The following is an 18,762-nucleotide window of genomic DNA, read 5'->3' as shown; positions in this document are numbered from 1 at the left end:
CCTGCTCCTCTCCCCCCGAGGGACAAGGGCTTCCTGCTTTAGTGCTAAGGCCGGAAGCTCTTGCCTCTCAAAAGACTCCACCGATCTGCCATGCACTTACACCAAAAACTACATAAAAATGAAAAATCTACTGCTCACCTTACTCCTGTTGGCCGCCACCGGCATACACGCCGCCAACAAGTATGACAATCCCGACACGCTCTTCGTCTCCCGCGACGGCACCTGCGAGTTCCGCAACATCGATGATGCCATCGAGGTGTGCCGCGCCTTCATGGACTATCACAAAGTGATATTCGTCAAAAAGGGCATCTATAAGGAGAAGCTCATTATCCCCTCTTGGCTCACCCACATCGAGATCTGTGGGGAAGACCGCGACCAAACCATCATCACCTACGATGATCATGCCAACATCAAACGCCTTGACAACGGCCGGCCGATGGGCACTTTCCGCACCTATACATTGAAGATAGAAGGCAGCGACATCACGCTTCGGAACATCACGATAGAAAACAATGCCGCCCGACTCGGGCAGGCCGTGGCCCTGCACACCGAGGGCGACCGCATCGCCTTTGTCAACTGCCGCTTCCTCGGCAACCAAGACACCGTCTACACCGGCGTGGGAGGCACCCGTCTCTATTTCCTCGGCTGCTACATCGAGGGCACCACCGACTTCATCTTCGGTCCAAGCACGGCGTGGTTTGAGGATTGCACCATCTTCAGTAAGGCCGACAGCTACATCACAGCTGCCTCCACACCGGCTGCCCAAGCCTTCGGTTACGTGTTCAATCACTGCAGGCTTACGGCAGCTTCCGAGGTAGACAAGGTGTATCTCGGGCGTCCGTGGCGGCCCTACGCCTACACGCTGTTCATGGATTGCGACCTCGGCCAACACATCCGCCCTGAGGGATGGCACAACTGGGGCAAGACCTCCAACGAACAGACCGCCCGCTACATGGAATACGACAACCGCGGACCGGGAGCCTCTACGGCCGGTCGTGCCCCTTGGAGCCGGCAACTCACCAAAAAAGAAGCAGCCAAGATTACCCTTGCAACGGTGTTCGGCAGCGACCGCAGTTGGATTCCTGCAAGCCGGTAGCCTTCCCTTACGGCTGATTACAACAATCTCAACGGATGCGCCCATGGCGCATCCGTTTTTATTACCTCTCATCCATCTTTCAACCCTTACAGAAGTCCTGTACCCCTTTCCGGGCTTTCTTTTGCATTTCGCCAAACCGCTTATAAGAACGCAACCGCACTCACAACCCGGGCTCCGAATTGCATGAGAAAGTCGGGAAGTTAGCGTTTTTCTTCCCATCGGCATACTTAGAACTGGGTATTTCGCGTGCGTGAATGTGATTTTATGCGCCCGGCGTTTGGCCGAACACATGGAATATGCGTAACTTTGCCCTTACAAGACACATTTCTGTCTATACAAATTCATCATTTAACACATCAAAAAACAACATGAAAAGAAACTTACTCCTATCAATTTGCGTCGTGGCGTGTGGCCTCACGGCCAGCAGCCACGCGCAGGTGAAAAACAACGCTGCCTACGGGAAAATCCGGACGAAAGCCGCTGACGAGACGCTCACCAAGGCTCCTGAGGGGAAGAAGACCGTCTATCTGATGGACTTGCTGACCCACGATGATGCCGGGGGCAACATATATGACTATCACAACGAGGTGGCAGTCACCTTTTGCGACAATGGCGATGTGTATATGCCCAATTTCGTTTCGCGCAAACGGATGAAAGGCCTGCTCAAAGGAAAGCTGAACCTGACCGGCGACACCATCGTCTTTGCCAACAAGCAGGCCGTAGGATATGCCCCCAACAAGCAGGAAAACTATCAGCTGTATGTGGCCAACGAGCAAGGAGCACCCGTGGAGACAGAGACTTTCAAGCTCGCCATTGACAAGGGCACCGGCAAAATCACCTATACGGACCAAGGCCTCTGTCTGGCCCTTTATCTCGGCAATGACCTTTCCGAGATGTTGGGCAAGGGCTCCAACCCCACGTTTGTGAAGAAAGACGAGGTTGAAGCACAATTAGATTCGTATAACTTCACCTACAACAACATCCTGACAGACAACACTGTGGGGGCGGCCAAAGCCAAGGGATATTTCGACGGCAAAGATTTCTACGTGAAAGGGTTGGATCCGAAATATCCGCAGGCATGGCTCAAAGGCACAATCGGAGACGACGGCACAATCGTTTTTCTGTCCCGGCAAATGGTGAACCTCAGTTCACAGGATGATCCATACGTGGCCTACGCTGCCAAACAGACGGGCAAAGAGCAATTTGAACAACAGGCCTCGTTCAGCTTGAAATATGACGCAACCGCCCGTTCGCTGACAGGTCTTGACGGCGATGCAGCCTTGGTCAACTACAATATTGACGACAACGGCAACATGAACCTCTTTCAAGCCTACAACCAACTGCGCCTCTCGTTCAACGAACTGAAGCCTGCCACACCGCAGACTCCCGATTTTATCCGCTACGATGCCTCCGGACAGGAGTTTGTCATCAATATTCAAGACAAGGATACAGACGGAATGGCACTCGACACCGACTTCCTCACCTATAGAATATATGTGGACGGAAAGCCCTACACCTTCAAAAAGGCCGCCTATCCCAAAATGAGACGAGACGACGACATGGAGGAAATACCATTCACTTTCTCCGACTATCACACCATTCAGGGGAGCTCCAACAAGAAGTATGTCTATTTCACAGCTCTCCCCCCGGCAACGAAAACCATCGGAGTGGAGACCCTGTATCGGGTGAAAGGCGTGACGAAAGTGTCAAAGCGACTTGTCTATGACATTGCAACGAACACGACTTCGACCACCACGGGAATCAAAACGGCCCATGCCGGTAGTGACGGGCAGTCGGTAGCCTACTACGATCTCACGGGCAGACGGTTGCAACAGCCGCAACACGGAGTGACCATCAAGGTGACAACCTACACCGACGGCACACGGAAGTGCGAGAAACTGATGGTCAGATAAACGTTCAGGAGCCTTGGAAAAGGTCTGACAAGAAGACACATAACAGAGGGTGCAGCCTGTCATGGGCGCACCCTCTTTTTCATTATCCACATCGTTTTGATTGGCAAAGAACACGACAAAAAGTAAAATTGCGTAACATTTGGACTTTGAGAAACAGACGATTGGATGCCACGAAAAACACACCAATCCTCCTCTTTTCTCCCCCTTTCGATGCAAAACGGCCCATCCAACCATGCAAAAGAGGCTCTTTGACCACTTCGCTACGGCCCTTTGACCGCCTCAAAGAGCCTGTTTGAGCGAGCCGTTCAGGCTAAGTGAGCCGGCATTTAAGATGCCAAGAAATCTCCAAAATAGTCAACAGGTTGATTATCAACACCTTACAAAAGTGCCCGTTTTTCGCGTATTTCAGCCCTAAGGAATTCTTAAGGGCAAATGGGCAAATCTCAGTACCCTTTTGAGTTCTTTTTTGTTTACATCCGACAGGGGCACTTTGACAAGTGACAAACGCACGGACCAACCGTTAATATTCCTAAAAAACAATCCCTACATAGCCTGTCATCTGAATATTATTCGTAACTTAGCCCCGTCTTAATAGTCTATCACCCCAAACGGCTGCAAACTACAATCTGCCTTCATCAACAACAGAGAGCAAAGATCTTTTATCAATTTAATAACTAAAACAAACATTTATGTATCTACAAATCAAAAGAGCCACATTGGCCGCATTGCTATGCTTGTGCTGTTTCGTCGGTGCGTTTGCACAGAAGACGGTATCAGGCAACGTGAAAGATGCCGCCGGCGAACCGATGATCGGAGTGAGCGTCATCGTGGACGGCACTTCCATCGGCGGCGTGACCGACCTTGACGGCAACTTCACCATCCCCAACGTGCCCGACAATGCCACACTGAAAGTGAGCTATGTGGGCTACCGCGAACAGAAAATAAGCGTGGCCGGAAAGTCGAGCCTCAACATCACTATGAAAGAAGACAACCAGAACCTTGACGAACTGGTGGTCATCGGCTATGCCGTGCAGAAGAAGCGCGACCTCACGGGCTCTGTTTCCTCCATCAAGGCGGGCGACCTGAAAGACGTGGCTGCCCCCAACGCCATGCAGGCCATGCAGGCCAAAGTGCCGGGCATGAACCTCACGCAGGCCTCGGGTGAGACGGGCGGCAAGCTCAACATCAACCTGCGCGGGGCCCGTTCGCTCCTCGCAAGCAACGACCCGCTCATCTTGGTCGACGGCGTGGAATATGGTTCGACGCTCGATCTCAACCCCTCCGACATCGAGTCGATGGACATTCTGAAAGACGCTTCGTCCACGGCCATCTACGGTACGCGTGGTGCCAACGGTGTCATCATCATCACCACCAAGCGCGGCAAGGCCGGCAAGACGAATGTTTCGCTGAATGTCTACAACTCGTGGAACTCCGCCACCGCCACTCCGCACGCATTCTACGGCGACAGAGAGGTGAGATTCATGCAAGACAAGGCCGAATATCCCCTCAACTACAAGGACTATGTGCAGACCGGCACATGGGGCACACAGACCGTGACACCGGAGACCGTGCTGGCAGGCTATGCCCTCGAAGACAACACCACGGCCCAGAGCATCTACGAGGACAAGTCGTACACCGACTGGAGCGACCTCATCATCAGGAACAGCACATCGCAAAACTATGAAGTGGGCGTGAACGGCGGCAACGACAAGACCAACTTTGCCGTATCGCTGGGACTGATGAAAGACCGCGGACTGATGAAGCGCGACCAGATGACCCGCTACAATGGCAAGGCCAACATCGACCACAAGATAAGCAACTACGTGAAAGTGGGCACGAGCCTGCTCTTCACCTACAAAGACTGGAACCGCCGCAATACGGGTGTGTACACCCAGATGCTCAAGATGACCAGCATCACCCATCCATATCTCTATCCGGGCACGGACAAGGAAAGCATCAACTATCAGCCCAACCCGTGGTATGAGGCCCATTGCAGCCCGATGCTCGACGAGGTTCCGGGAGCCTTCCAGCACAATGTGGAGAGCACGCGTTTCTTCGGCAACGTGTATGGCGAACTCTATCCGGTCAAGGGCATGGTGTTCCGCTCCCAGTTTGCCGTAGACCGCAGTGACGCGCGCGACGGCATGTATCAAGACTATCTGAGCCAAGGGCGCTACCAGGCCGGCCAGACCAGTATCATCGACCTATACAAATATCACAACACCTCTTTCACTTGGGACAACACCCTCAACTACACGACCGACTTCGGAGGCAGTAAGCACAACGCCACTTTCCTTCTGGGACACGAGATGACCCAACTGGTAGAAGAAGGCACCGACATCTACGGAGATGCAGGAAAGAACCACTATTATAAGAGTTCCTTCTACGACGTTTCCAAGATCAACTCGCCCAAGCTCACGCCTACCTATCGCAAGAAAAGCATGGTTTCGTTTTTCGGTCGTGTCAATTATAGCTATGCCGACAAATACCTGCTCACGGCTTCGCTCCGTGCCGATGGAGCTTCCGTTCTGGCGAAAGGCCACAAGTGGGGCTACTTCCCCTCCGTGGCAGCCGGTTGGCGCATCATAGAAGAAGACTTCATGAAAGGCACCGCCTCTTGGCTGAGCAACCTGAAACTGCGCGCTTCTTGGGGAATCTCGGGCAACTCGGACATCGAGGCTTACCAAACCTTGGCACAGCTGAGCCCCACCACCTATTACTATTATGCCGATGGCAGCAGCATTCCCGGCAAAATTCCAAGCAGCATGGCTAACGAAGACCTCACTTGGGAGAAGACTTCATCCTTTGACCTCGGTCTGGACTATGGCTTCCTCAACGGGCGCATCAACGGCACGGTAGACCTCTATTGGAGCAACACCTACGACCTGCTGTTCTACAAGACCGCACCCGCCTCATCGGTATTCACGAGTGTGATCAGCAATGTGGGCAAGACCAAGGGCTTCGGTGTCGAAGTGGCTTTGAATGCAGACATCATCCGCGCCAAAGACTTCAACTGGAACGCCAACCTCAGCTATACGCACTTCTCCGACGAAGTGAAGGAACTCACAGAGGGTGTCAAGCGCTATCCACGCGACAATACGGCACTCATCGTCGGCGAACCGGTGCACGTATTCTACGACTACAAGGCCGACAACACGTGGAAAATCGGTGAATACAAGACCTATCTGGAGAATTGGAAGGCCCGCCACAACGGGCAGGAACCGTCTTATGCCGCCAACTACGGAGACCCGGGAACACCGAAGATTGTCGATGTGAACGACGACGGCACCATCGATGCCGAAGACCGCGTTATCTACAAGCGCGACCCGGATCACATTTTCGGCCTGACCAACACGTTCTCCTACAAGAATTTCTCGCTGAGCGTGCAGATGTACGCCCGTCTGGGTGGCTACATCCAATACCAGCTCTCCAACAACATGAACTTCGAAACGGCCAACTGGGCTGATGTGGACTATTGGACTCCGAACAACCAAGGGGCCAAATTCCCCAACCCGGGACTGACCAGCGCACAACAGAAGTGGTACACGCAGTATCGCTCGGCACTGCAATATGAGAAGGCAGACTACTTCAAGGTGAAAGACATCACCCTGTCGTACAACCTGCCCAAGTCACTCATCAAGAAGGCCTATATAAGCAACTGCCGCGTCTATGGTTCGCTGAAAAACTTCTTCACCATCAGCGGCATCGACAACTACGACCCCGAGCGCGGCGGAGCTGTCACCTTCCCGCTGCAAAAGCAAGTTGTACTCGGTATCAATGTTGAATTCTAAACAAACACTTCAAACGTCATGAAAACAAAACTTTATATATCTATGGCCGCTCTGGCTCTCGGCATGGGAGTCACCACCTCTTGTTCCGACTTTCTGGAAGAGGAGAATAAAGTGGGCGAAACGGCCGATCTCACCTACAGCACCAAGACCGGTATAGACGGACTTGTGGCCAACTGCTACAGCTTTGCCCGAGGCTGGTATGGCAAGGAGGCCGGACTGGGACTGAGCGAAATGGGAACCGACCTCTTCTGTTATGGCTTTGACAACAAGCAGAAGTCGCTCAACCAATACACTTTCACCTCGGCCGCTCTGGACAACAACGTGAACGACAACTCCTCGCTCGACCACTATTGGGAGATGTTCTACTGCGCGGCAGACGTATGCAACAATGCCATTGTGCAAGTGGGCAAAAGCACCGTGCTCTCGGAGAGCGAGAAACAACAATATCTCGGCGAGGCTTACTTCTTGCGGGCATTCTACTATTTCCACATGGTGAACATCTGGGGAGCCGTGCCCTACAACGACGCACCCATCAAATCGCAGAATCTCAACCCCATCCGCATGTCGGAAGAAATGGTCTATGGCAAGATTTTGGCCGACCTTGACACTTCCATCAAGGAGTTTGAGGCTGCCGACTACAAGACTAAGGCCAAAGGCCGGGCCAACTATTGGGCAGCCCGCGCCTTGAAGGCCCGCGTGCTCATCTACGCAGCATCGTGGCTCAATGGCCAGTTGGGCAAACAGGTGGCCGGCAACGACAGCTACGCTGCCATGAACGGCACACAGCTCTACGCAGCCGCACAGGCTGAAGCCGAAGCCGTGATGGGGGCAACGGGCTACGCTTCGCTCTACAGCAACTACAACGATGTGTGGTCGATGGACAATGAGGCATACGAAAACAATCACGAAGCCTTGTTCGGCATCACCTACTCCGACCAAATCACGAGCAATGTCAACTGCATACCTTATCGTTATAAGAATGACGAATCGGGCAAACCGTTGAACTACAACTCACTCATCACCCGCACGGGCTACACGCGCGGAGGTTCGGCCATGCTCCTGATGTTCGTCTCCAAATGGAACAACGGCTGCAACGACTTGGGAGGCAACGGACAAAAAGAGACACAGGTATTCTGGCGTGTGGCTGCCGGCAAGACAACAATCAAGAGTGCGGCCACAAAGAAAGACATCGAAGTGGGCGCAGCCTATTCGCCCTACGGCCGTGGCTTCTGCCGCTATGTGCCCTCCATGCGCCTGTGGCAGCTGCTCGAAGAGCACCGCGCCACCGACCAGCGCACGGAAGCAACGCTGCTCGACCACTACGACATAGCCTCACCGGATCTTGCCGGCAATGCCCGCAACTATCCGCTCTTGAAAGACACAGCCATCTACTACTGCCCGCTTGACGGTAATTCTGCTGAAGGCAAGGCCAAGCAGGCATGGGCCAAAAACCGTTACCGCATCCAGTTCATGAGCGGTGGAGACATTCCGGTATTCTCGTCAAACGACCCGGCTTTAGCCAAACCCACCGAGGCAGCCAAACCCACCTCTGATGTGTATGGAGACAAACGCTACAACTCCGTGGCCATCGGTGGATGGCAGTCGTATCCGGGCATCAAGAAGTTCCTCGACAATGTGTACAATCCGACTTTCCCCACATGGGACATCTCCAGTCGGGATGCCATAGTAATGCGTCTGCCCGAGATGTATCTCATCAAGGCTGAAGCGCAGTTGGCACAGGGAGATGCCACCGGCGCATTGGCAACTATCAACCAACTGCGTGCCGTGCGTGCCAAGGACGGTGCGGACAACTCGCTGAGCGGAACGCCCACCATTGACACCATCCTTAACGAGCGTGCCATTGAGTTCTGCGGTGAGCAGATGCGCTGGTTCGACCTCAAGCGCACAGGCAAGCTCCACGAGTATGTCATCAAGTACAACGCACAGGCTTCGCCCCAGCTCAAGGCCGACAGCAACAAGCATTTCCTCTACCGCCCGATACCGCAAAACGAACTCGATGCGGTGCAGAACCTCACTACGGAAGTGAACAGCACCACCGGTTTCTGGCAGAATCCGGGATGGTAAACGCTATTAGAACACAGACCATTGATAACGGATGCCCGCGCATTCCGTTATCAATGGTTTGCCGTTTACAAGCAGCCCCTTTCGCATAACCGCCATCATCTGATAATCTAACACTCCTATCTATCTTTCGCAAAAACTCATCTTAACCAAGAAAAAACAAGTTCTAATAATCTATTATTCATAACCAAAACAAACTTCTATGTATTTACAAATCAAAAGAGCCACATTGGCCGCATTGCTGTGCTTATGCTGTTTCGTTGGTGCGCTTGCGCAGAAGACGGTATCAGGCAACGTGAAAGACGCTTCGGGAGAACCGATGATCGGAGTGAGCGTCATCGTGGACGGCACTTCCATCGGCGGCGTGACCGACCTTGACGGCAACTTCACCATCACAAATGTACCCGCCAACGCCTTCATCAAAGTCAGTTACATCGGATATAAGGAGCAGCGTCTCCCTGTGGGCAATCGCAACACGCTCAACATCACCATGCAGGAAGACAATCAAACGCTTGACGAGCTTGTGGTTGTGGGATATGGCGTGGTTAAAAAGTCAGACCTTACAGGTGCTGTAGGCAGCATTCATGCCGACGACATTGTGGCCAAAGGCTCGACCAATTTGGCCGGAGGCCTGCAAGGTTCGATTGCCGGTGTCAACATCTCACAGTCATCAAGCCGTGCGGGCGACAGCTTCTCCATGCAGATTCGTGGTAAAAGTTCGCTGCAAGGTGGCGAACCACTCTATGTAGTCGACGGCATCGTATGCGACAACATCAACTTTCTCAACCCAATGGACATCGAGAAAGTGGACGTACTGAAAGACGCATCATCGACAGCCATCTACGGTTCGCGCGCCACCAATGGCGTGTTGATGATTACCACCAAGAAAGGGTCGGCACCGGGAGAAGCCAAAACCACGGTAAGCTACGACGGATATTATGGCATCAAGACCGTGGCCAACATGCCCGACTTCATGGATGGTGCCGACTGGATGAAGTGGCGCATCATGAGATACACCACCTCCAAGCTGGATCCGAAGACCGGTTCAACCACATGGACACTCACCGACTCCAATCTCAAGGCCGCATGGGCTAACTACAGCCCGCGCTGGGATGATAAATACAAGAACCGTGACTTCACCAACTGGCCCGACCTCGTGACCAGAAACGGCCATGAGCAAAACCATTTTGTCAACATCACGGGCAACACCAAGAACACAAGCTATCGCGTAGGACTGGGCTACCAGAACGAAGAGGGGGTGCTCTACGATGCTTACGAGCGCTGGAACATCAAGGCCGCCGTAGACAATGTCATCAACGAACATTGGGCTACGGGGGCTTCCGTCAACCTGTCTACTGCCTTGAAGAGGAGTGGCAGTAAAAACTCTGTCATCAACGGATTCCGCATGTCACCGATGATGGATGCTTTCTATTGGGATGGCGAGAATGCCGGCACACCGGTGGCACAACCGGGTAAAGACCCGGCCATTTACCCCTACGGAGGCGGTCCCACCTCTACGCTCAATCCACTCGTCGATCGTGAGCATTCGAAAGACAACACACGCACTTACAATGCCATGGCCAACCTCTATCTGCAATACTCCCCTATCAAGGAAGTTATCTTAAAGACGACCCTTTCCCCCATGTACGACCGCAACAAGGAAGGCATATTCTATGGCGGAAACACCACGCAGGAACGTAATGGAAAGACCAACTATGCCAGAACCATCGGCCGTGACGCGTTCTCTTATACGTGGGACACGCAGGCTAACTTTATCAAAGACTTCGGCGATCACACCATCAATGCTCTCGGACTGTTCAGCGTCTATCAGCAGAAGACCGAAGGCGACGGGCTCATCACAACCGACATGCCCTTTGATGTGGACTGGTACAACATGGGATCGGCAGCAAACGTAGAAGACAAGTCGAGCGGCTACCGGAAGATTTCGATGCTATCATGGGTGCTGCGCCTCAACTACGACTATAAAGACCGCTACTTGCTGACCGTATCTTCGCGTTGGGACGGAAGCTCCAAGTTCCAGAAAAACAATCGTTGGGGATGCTTCCCGTCGGCTGCCGTGGCTTGGCGGATCACCGAAGAGCCTTGGATGGCAAGCACGAAAGACTGGCTGAGCAACCTGAAACTGCGTCTGAGTTTTGGCGTAACGGGCAACAATGGAGCCGTAGGTCCCTATCAGACCCAGCTCTTGGCCAACACCAAATACTACTACAACTTTGGCAATGTCGTGGCCAACGGCTATGGCTATGACCTCAGCAATAAAGACCTGACATGGGAAAAGACCACCGAGTTTGACTTTGGTTTGGATTTCGGCTTCCTCAACAACCGTATCAACGGTTCTGTAGACCTCTACACCCGCAACTCCCACGACCTGTTGATGGAGATGGAGACCCCACTTGAGATGGGCTCTTCCACCGGAGCCATTTGGGGGAACGTGGGTAAAGTGAGAAATACGGGACTTGAACTGCAACTCAACACAGTGAATATCCAAAGCCGAAACCTCACTTGGACCACCAGTTTCACCTTTGCCCGCAACAAGAACAAGATTATCGAACTGAACGGCGGCAAACAAGACATGACCGGCAATGGCTGGTTTATCGGCCAGCCCATCGACGTTGTGTACGGCTATGTGCCGGCAGGCATCTGCACAGCCGAGCAAGCTGCCGCCCTCGCTGCCGACGCATCGAAGAAGACCAAGTTCTATGAAGGAGAATACATGGTGAAAGACATGAACAACGACGGTGTCATCGACCCGAGTGACCGCCGTGTGCTTGGACACGCCGAGCCATCTTGGACGGGCAGTATCAACTCCACTCTGACTTGGAAAGGCTTCGACTTCTCGTTCAACATCTACACCAGCCAGGGCAGCAAGGTGTACAGTCCGTTTATGGCCGAGTTCACCGATTTTGGCCAGCGCGGCATGGGGCGGTTGAAGATGGACTTCTACACGCCGGCCGGGGTAAAACTTTTGGGCGACGACGGCAAGCTCTATACCACCACCGAGGCCCACACGGGCACCTATCCTTTCCCCACCAATGGCGGCAACAACAAGGGTACAGGACAGTTCTGGGTGAACAACTCCACCGGTTCACAGTATTTTGTGAACAACTCATTCACCAAAATCAAGAATATCATCCTCGGCTACACCCTCCCCAAGAAGTGGATAGCCTCCATCGGGCTGACTTATCTTCGCCTCTATGTCAACTTTGTCAATCCTTTCGTATTTACCGACTACAAAGGTTTCGACCCCGAATGGGCCTCGGCTAAGATTAACGACGGCACGGGTGGTCCGGCCTCAAGAAGTTATCAGTTCGGTCTCAGTGTTAAATTCTAAACCGTAAAACCATGAAACTAAAATATATTTTTGCAGCAGTCTTGATGCTTGGTCTCACCACCGGCTGTTCCGATTTTCTGGAACAAGACAACAAATCAAATGTACCGGCATCATCTTTTTATAACACCAGAAACGGATACGAGAGTCTGACCAACAGCATGTATTCGTCTCTACGCCCCCTCTACAACACGTCGCCTCTGACCATGACGGCCGGCACCGACCTCTTTGGCGACGGCAAGTCCTCGGGAGTGGCCATGAACTATTACCAGCATACGGCCACCGAAGGAAACGTGCTCACGCTCTACACCAACTTCTTCAAGTCTATCCAGCTGGCCAACTCGGTCATCGCCTATGGCAAAACAACTGCCGAGAGCAGCACCCGAGCCCGATATATTGATGAGGCGCGCTTCATCCGTGCATGGGATTACTTCATGCTCGTGCAACTCTTTGGAAAGGTGTCGTTGGTGGAGGAGATGTTTGATGCAGCCCACATGAATTTCGAACGCACCGATCTGAAGACACTCTACGACTTCATCATTTCCGAGTTCGAGTATCTGGCCAACAATTCTCAACTGCTTGAAAGAAGCGCATCGGATGTGGGGCGTGCCAACAAACGGGCGGCCAAGTTCTTCTTGGCCAAAGCCTATCTGACCAGAGGTTATCTCAATGGCAAAGATTATGAGGCACAAGAAGAGAACATCGCACAAAGTTCTGATTTCCAGAAGGCCATCACCTACGCGCTTCAAGCCATCAATAATGAAGTGCCTTCTATCTCCATCGAAAATGCTTTCGATGTGAAAAACGAGAGCAATGGCGAGATATTCTGGTCTGTGCAGTTCAGCTCCGCTTCGTTCGGCAACGCGACAAAAGAGGGAAGCTATCAACAAGCACAGTTTGGCAGCTACCTCGGTGGGGCCGAATATCCCAAGACCAAGGCCATAGACGGCAACGAGTCTCCTTTCCTCCGTTTGCTGCAAATGTACACCCGCGGCGACGGACGACTCGAACAGACATTCATGCTTGAACTGCGTGGAAGTGAAAAGAGCAAGAAAGACAGCTACTTCGACTACTACAATGCACCGACCACGACTCCCATTGTGGTATATTACGCACCGACATGGGCAACCGATGCCGACATCGCTGCTTGGAAAGCCGACGATCCGCACAATCAGAAAAAGAACACTATCATCTCCAAGAGCTTGGCCACAGGCGGCCTCGCCCCTGCACAGGAGATTCCCGAAACATGGAGCGTGCGCCGGTCGGAAGACTATGGTGTGCCCTGCATCAAGAAGTTTGACGACTACACAGAGGCCTCTATGGGCAACCGCTCCACATCATGCAGCACCCACGACTTTGTGGCAGCGCGCCTTGGGGAAGCCTATCTCATCGCAGCCGAGGCCTACGTACAGACAGGTGACACCCGGGCCGCCGCTGAGATGATCAACAAGTTGCGCCAGCGTCCGGGCACCATCAAGAAAGGCTATCAGACAGCCATGACCGTTTCGGATGCCGACATGACCATCGACTTCCTGCTCGACGAGCGGGCCCGCGAGATGGCAGGCGAGTATGTGCGCTGGTTTGACCTCAAGCGCACGCACAAACTCGTGGAGTATGTCACCAAATACAATGAAGACGGAGTGACGGAAGCCATGATGCAAGGTTCTGGCGGGAAGTATAAGATATTGCGGCCCATCCCGCAGGATGCCATCGACAAAAACCAAAACAAGGTGGAACAGAATCCGGGATACTGACAAACCGGCCTTGCAGATCCTTTTTCTGAATCGGCAGGAGGCAGGCAACCATTCTGCAAGGCTGCTTATTTCCCCACAACAATCTTCCAACGGAGCGTCGCACATTTCGGCGCTCCGTTTTGTATTTTTCCCTTCCTTGCTCTTTCAAAAACACGAATATAAAAGTTTTTCGGAAAAAAAGACTCCAAAACATTCGCGCTTTCAATATTTTTCATTATCTTTGCTCTACAATACTACGCTTATACTAATATCTACATTTCTTATAACTAAAAACAAACAATGATGAAAAAACTTTTTACTCTTATCGCAATGGCAGCTATGGCCATGAGTGTCAACGCACAGACCACTCTCACATGGGAAAAGACCATGGATAAAGCCCAAAGTGTGACAACCTCTTCAGGCTACAAGTTGACCATCTTAAAAAATGGCAAGACCTACAGTGCAGGAAGTGTCATCACGATTGACGGAACCGAATACACCACATTCAAACTGTCAAATGGAGCACAAAACACCTTAGAGGCTCCCGACGGCAAAGCCTTTGACAAGGTGACGTTCTACAGTTATATGAATATGAAAGCTGATGCCCAAAAGGTCAGGGCTTCCTATTGGAAGGAGTTCAACAACACCTCTGTTTCTATGGAAGAACAAGGTGGAGCCATGAAAAGCTGCAATCAGACTTTCGATCCAACAGTGGAGGGTGCAGCCGGACTGGTAGGATTGGACAATCCCGATAAACGAGAGTTCTCTCTTGACTCCCCTGCCACAAAGATAACCTTCACCAATACGGGTGAACAACTGGGGTTCATCGTTGTCTTACATGAAGTATCGTCTACAGGAATAGCAGAAAACATCAGCACGCCTGTGAAACTCAATACGCCTATTTACAACCTTGCAGGCCAGCAGGTCTCAAAGACTTTCAAGGGCGTAGTGATCAAAAATGGCAAGAAGTACGTACAATAGCAATCTCTCATACAGAAAGACAATCAATTAAGAATCACCTCACAATAGAAAAAGGCGCCCGTGTGGACGCCTTTTTCTATTGTGTCCCATTCCCCAATCTCTTGTCCTTCATCTCAATCATCCTTTGTCCCGCGAGGCACTCCCCTCCTTCGGAGGGGCCGGGGGAGGCCTCTTCTCCATATAGCACAAAACCTACTAAGATTACGAAAAAGCCTTACATGCCTTTTTCTTGTATTCATCTGTCCGTCCATTTCCATCCGTCTCATTAGCCTCATCCGCCCCATCAATTTTCCCACTCGGCCCAAACGACATTGCAAAAGGGCCACACCCAGAAACTCATTCGGGCCGAACGAAAATGCAAAAGAGGCCCTTTTGCAAAGCCATTTAGGCCGGAAAAGCCCTCTTTAGGGGGTTGGGGGGCTGTTAGAGGCTTGGGGACATAAAAAAAGGAAACGCCATCGCGCTTCCCTTGCTAATGCAAAGATACAAAACAAATAGGCCGAATGCAAATCCGGCAGGAAATATCCTGACAGAAGAAGTGACCGCACAGACGGATTTCCACGGCCAAACGACCATACAAAATTTTGCTGACAGCCGTCTCGGCACAGCCGGACCGCCATTTCATGGTCATACGATGCCGTCGAGAGCCCGCTTGAGTTCCTTCAGCTGTTCGCGCACCGACAGAAGCCGCTCAAGCACTTCGCCGCTCTTTTCCGCCCCCGAACGGTTTTCGTTGAGCATCTTGCGGGCGGCGGCAATCTTGAAACCGCGCACCTTGATGAGGTTGTAGATGAGCTTGATGTGCTCAATGTCACCCTCGGTGTACTGCCTCACGTTGTTGCCCGTGGTCTTCGGCCTGAGATGCGGAAACTCCTTTTCCCAAAACCTCAGCGTCGACTCGTTGACCCCAATCTGCGTTGCCACCTCCTTGATGGAATAGTACAACTTCACGTTTTTGTCCTTGCTCAGTGCCATAAAATCACAGCTTTTTATCCAACAATGTCTAATTTATTTGCAAAGATACGAAAAATCTCCTATCTCCCACCCCTCGTATGTTATCTTTTTTGTATCTTTGCACGTGTTTTGGACTAATTCAGAATTAAATAAAACGACATATCTTATATGATGACAGCAAATGAAGTGCGCGAGTCTTACAAGAAATTCTTTGAGACGAAAGGCCACAAAATCGTTGCATCGGCCCCTATGGTGATCAAAGATGACCCCACGCTGATGTTCACCAACGCCGGTATGAACCAGTGGAAAGATATCATTCTCGGCACCAAAGACCCCGGAAAAGACGTGCGCCGGGTGGATTCGCAGAAATGTCTCCGCGTGAGCGGCAAGCACAACGACCTCGAGGAGGTGGGGCACGACACCTACCACCACACCATGTTCGAGATGCTGGGCAACTGGAGCTTCGGCGACTACTTCAAAGAAGGGGCCATCGACTATGCCTGGGAGTATCTCGTGGACGTGCTGCATCTGAATCCCGAAGACCTCTACGTGACGGTCTTTGAAGGTTCGCCGGAAGAAAATCTCAGCCGCGACGACGAGGCTGCCCGGTTCTGGGGCAAGCACGTGCCGGCCGACCACATCATCAACGGCAACAAGCACGACAACTTCTGGGAGATGGGCGACACAGGACCGTGTGGCCCGTGCTCGGAGATTCATGTGGACTCCCGCACGCCCGAAGAGAAGGCCCAAGTGCCCGGACGGGAGCTGGTGAACAAGGACAACCCACAGGTCATCGAGATATGGAACATTGTCTTCATGCAGTACAACCGCAAGGCCGACGGTTCACTGGAGCCGCTGCCCATGCATGTCATTGATACCGGGATGGGCTTCGAGCGGCTTGTGCGCATGTTGCAGGGCAAACACTCCAACTACGACACCGACATCTTCCAACCCATCATCAAGGAAATAGAGCGGCTCACGGGGCTGAAATATGAAGACGCCCACGGCGACAGCCGCACACAGACAAACATCGACGTGGCCATGCGCGTCGTGGCCGACCATCTGCGCGCCGTGGCCTTCTCCATTGCCGATGGGCAGCTGCCTTCCAATGCCAAGGCCGGCTACGTGATCAGACGCATTTTGCGCCGGGCCGTGCGCTATGCCTACACGTTCCTCAATCGGAAAGAAGCTTTCATGTATAAGCTGGTGCCCGTACTGGTGCAAGAGATGGGTGCTGCCTATCCCGAACTGCCGGCCCAGCAGGAGCTCATTGCCCGTGTGATGAAAGAGGAGGAAGACTCTTTCCTGCGCACACTTGACAAAGGCATCAATCTGCTCAACGGCGACATGGACGAACTCAAGGCTCACGGAAAGACCGAACTTGACGGAGCGGCTGCGTTCCGACTGTTCGATACATACGGTTTCCCACTCGACCTGACAGAACTCATCTGCCGCGAAAACGGCTATACCGTAGACGGCAAAGGCTTCGACGAAGAAATGGAGAAGCAAAAAGCCCGCGCCCGCAATGCAGCCGTCGTGGAAAACGGCGACTGGGAAGTGGTGAAAGAGGGCGAACAGGAGTTTGTGGGCTACGACTACACGGAGTATGAGTGCCACATCCTGCGCTACCGCAAGGTGACACAAAAGAAAAATACATTCTTCGAACTGGTGCTCGACCACACGCCTTTCTATGGCGAGATGGGCGGTCAGGTGGGCGACACGGGCGTACTCGTTTCAGCCGACGAGACCGTGGAAGTCATCGACACCAAACGAGAAAACAACCAAAGCATCCACATCGTGAAGCAGTTGCCTAAAGACATTCGGGCCGACTTCATGGCCTGCGTGGACATCGACAAGCGCGACGGCAGTGCTGCCAACCACACCGCCACCCACCTGCTTGACTACGCGCTGAAGCAGGTTCTGGGTGACCATGTAGAGCAGAAAGGTTCCTATGTGAGTGCCGACACGCTGCGTTTCGACTTCTCCCACTTCCAGAAAGTCACCGATGAGGAACTGCGCCAAGTGGAACGCATCGTCAATGATATGATCCGTCAAGACTTCCCGCTCGACGAACACCGCGACACTCCGCTTGAAGAGGCCAAGGCACTTGGTGCCATCGCCCTCTTCGGAGAGAAGTATGGTGACAAGGTGCGTGTGGTTCGCTTCGGGCCGTCGTGCGAGTTTTGCGGTGGCATCCATGCCAAGTCTACAGGCCGCATCGGCTTTTTCAAGATCATCGGCGAAAGCAGTGTCGCTGCCGGCATACGCCGCATAGAGGCACTTACGGGCAAAGCCTGCGAAGAAGCCATCTATGCCCTGCAAGACACACTGACCGATGTGAGGGCACTTTTCAACAATGCCAAAGATCTGAAGGGTGTTGTAGGCAAGTACATCGAGGAGCACGATGCCATGAAAAAGGACATCGAAAAGTTCCGGGCACAAACCGTTGAGCGTTTGAAAGACGAACTGGTAAAGCGCGTCAAGCTCATGAACGGTGTGCAAGTGGTACGGGCCGTCATCGAGATGGAGCCGTCTGCCGCCAAAGATCTGGTGTTTAAGATACGCGAGGCACTGCCAGAGAATCTGCTGTGTGTCATCGGATCGAAAGCTCATGAGAAGCCGATGCTGAGCGTGATGCTGAGCGACGACATGGTGAAGGGCCACAGTCTCAACGCTGGACAGATGATCCGTGAGGCAGCCAAACTCATACAAGGTGGCGGAGGAGGCCAGCCCCACTATGCACAGGCCGGTGGCAAGAACATCGACGGACTCAATGCAGCCGTGGATAAGGTGATAGAATTGGCCGCCCTGTAAGCAAGCAAAACAAGCAAATACACTTATATTTTATTTCACTAAATCAGCA

The 18,762-nt window shown here is 52.6% G+C and carries 10 protein-coding genes; 8 read left to right on the top strand and 2 right to left on the bottom strand.

Features of this window, described 5'->3' with window-relative positions:
* The first annotated feature begins 118 nt into the window (after positions 1 to 118).
* From HMPREF6485_RS06440 to HMPREF6485_RS06415, 6 genes are all read left to right on the top strand, one after another.
* Positions 119 to 1,096: a pectinesterase family protein gene (locus HMPREF6485_RS06440; protein ID WP_004340163.1), complete on the top strand. Its 978-nt coding sequence runs from the start codon at positions 119 to 121 to the stop codon at positions 1,094 to 1,096.
* Positions 1,097 to 1,464: 368 nt separating this feature from the next.
* Positions 1,465 to 3,009: a hypothetical protein gene (locus HMPREF6485_RS06435; RefSeq protein WP_004345506.1), complete on the top strand. Its 1,545-nt coding sequence runs from the start codon at positions 1,465 to 1,467 to the stop codon at positions 3,007 to 3,009.
* Positions 3,010 to 3,698: 689 nt separating this feature from the next.
* Complete coding sequence (locus HMPREF6485_RS06430) at positions 3,699 to 6,800, top strand: SusC/RagA family TonB-linked outer membrane protein (protein WP_004345505.1); 3,102 nt, start codon at positions 3,699 to 3,701, stop codon at positions 6,798 to 6,800.
* An 18-nt stretch (positions 6,801 to 6,818) separates the two neighbouring features.
* The gene (locus HMPREF6485_RS06425; RefSeq protein ID WP_004345504.1) at positions 6,819 to 8,885 is read left to right on the top strand and encodes a RagB/SusD family nutrient uptake outer membrane protein; all 2,067 of its coding nucleotides are present in this window, start codon (positions 6,819 to 6,821) and stop codon (positions 8,883 to 8,885) included.
* 199 nt (positions 8,886 to 9,084) lie between these two features.
* Positions 9,085 to 12,234, top strand: coding sequence for a SusC/RagA family TonB-linked outer membrane protein (locus HMPREF6485_RS06420; RefSeq protein ID WP_004345503.1), 3,150 nt, complete (start codon positions 9,085 to 9,087; stop codon positions 12,232 to 12,234).
* A gap of 11 nt (positions 12,235 to 12,245) precedes the next feature.
* Positions 12,246 to 13,985: a RagB/SusD family nutrient uptake outer membrane protein gene (locus tag HMPREF6485_RS06415; protein ID WP_004345502.1), complete on the top strand. Its 1,740-nt coding sequence runs from the start codon at positions 12,246 to 12,248 to the stop codon at positions 13,983 to 13,985.
* 65 nt (positions 13,986 to 14,050) lie between these two features.
* Here the strand turns inward: HMPREF6485_RS06415 and HMPREF6485_RS13990 are convergent, their stop codons facing one another.
* On the bottom strand, positions 14,051 to 14,200 hold the full coding sequence (locus tag HMPREF6485_RS13990; RefSeq protein WP_155814395.1) for a hypothetical protein: 150 nt from the start codon (positions 14,198 to 14,200) through the stop codon (positions 14,051 to 14,053).
* A 64-nt stretch (positions 14,201 to 14,264) separates the two neighbouring features.
* Here HMPREF6485_RS13990 and HMPREF6485_RS06410 point away from each other — a divergent pair, with 64 nt between their 5' ends.
* Positions 14,265 to 14,945: a hypothetical protein gene (locus tag HMPREF6485_RS06410; RefSeq protein ID WP_004340148.1), complete on the top strand. Its 681-nt coding sequence runs from the start codon at positions 14,265 to 14,267 to the stop codon at positions 14,943 to 14,945.
* A 627-nt stretch (positions 14,946 to 15,572) separates the two neighbouring features.
* On the opposite strand, the gene HMPREF6485_RS06405 is transcribed toward HMPREF6485_RS06410, so the two are convergent.
* Positions 15,573 to 15,920 (bottom strand): MerR family transcriptional regulator, encoded by a 348-nt coding sequence (locus tag HMPREF6485_RS06405; RefSeq protein WP_004340147.1) that lies wholly within the window; start codon positions 15,918 to 15,920, stop codon positions 15,573 to 15,575.
* 147 nt (positions 15,921 to 16,067) lie between these two features.
* Here HMPREF6485_RS06405 and alaS point away from each other — a divergent pair, with 147 nt between their 5' ends.
* Positions 16,068 to 18,713 carry an alanine--tRNA ligase gene (gene alaS / locus HMPREF6485_RS06400; protein ID WP_004340146.1) on the top strand — a complete coding sequence of 882 codons (2,646 nt, stop codon included), beginning with the start codon at positions 16,068 to 16,070 and terminating at the stop codon, positions 18,711 to 18,713.
* The last annotated feature ends 49 nt before the right edge of the window (positions 18,714 to 18,762 follow it).

The organism is Segatella buccae ATCC 33574 (assembly GCF_000184945.1).
Lineage (GTDB): Bacteria > Bacteroidota > Bacteroidia > Bacteroidales > Bacteroidaceae > Prevotella > Prevotella buccae.
The sequence above is the reverse complement of the archived record's forward strand: the minus strand, read 5'-3'. Positions and strand labels throughout refer to the sequence as shown.

Excerpts from the sequence above, each read along its gene's own strand:
- HMPREF6485_RS06440 (WP_004340163.1), top strand. The coding sequence starts at position 119 with ATGAAAAATCTACTGCTCACCTTACTCCTGTTGGCCGCCACCGGCATA.
- HMPREF6485_RS06435 (WP_004345506.1), top strand. The coding sequence starts at position 1,465 with ATGAAAAGAAACTTACTCCTATCAATTTGCGTCGTGGCGTGTGGCCTC.
- HMPREF6485_RS06430 (WP_004345505.1), top strand. The coding sequence starts at position 3,699 with ATGTATCTACAAATCAAAAGAGCCACATTGGCCGCATTGCTATGCTTG.
- HMPREF6485_RS06425 (WP_004345504.1), top strand. The coding sequence starts at position 6,819 with ATGAAAACAAAACTTTATATATCTATGGCCGCTCTGGCTCTCGGCATG.
- HMPREF6485_RS06420 (WP_004345503.1), top strand. The coding sequence starts at position 9,085 with ATGTATTTACAAATCAAAAGAGCCACATTGGCCGCATTGCTGTGCTTA.
- HMPREF6485_RS06415 (WP_004345502.1), top strand. The coding sequence starts at position 12,246 with ATGAAACTAAAATATATTTTTGCAGCAGTCTTGATGCTTGGTCTCACC.
- HMPREF6485_RS13990 (WP_155814395.1), bottom strand. The coding sequence starts at position 14,200 with ATGAAAAATATTGAAAGCGCGAATGTTTTGGAGTCTTTTTTTCCGAAA.
- HMPREF6485_RS06410 (WP_004340148.1), top strand. The coding sequence starts at position 14,265 with ATGATGAAAAAACTTTTTACTCTTATCGCAATGGCAGCTATGGCCATG.
- HMPREF6485_RS06405 (WP_004340147.1), bottom strand. The coding sequence starts at position 15,920 with ATGGCACTGAGCAAGGACAAAAACGTGAAGTTGTACTATTCCATCAAG.
- alaS (WP_004340146.1), top strand. The coding sequence starts at position 16,068 with ATGATGACAGCAAATGAAGTGCGCGAGTCTTACAAGAAATTCTTTGAG.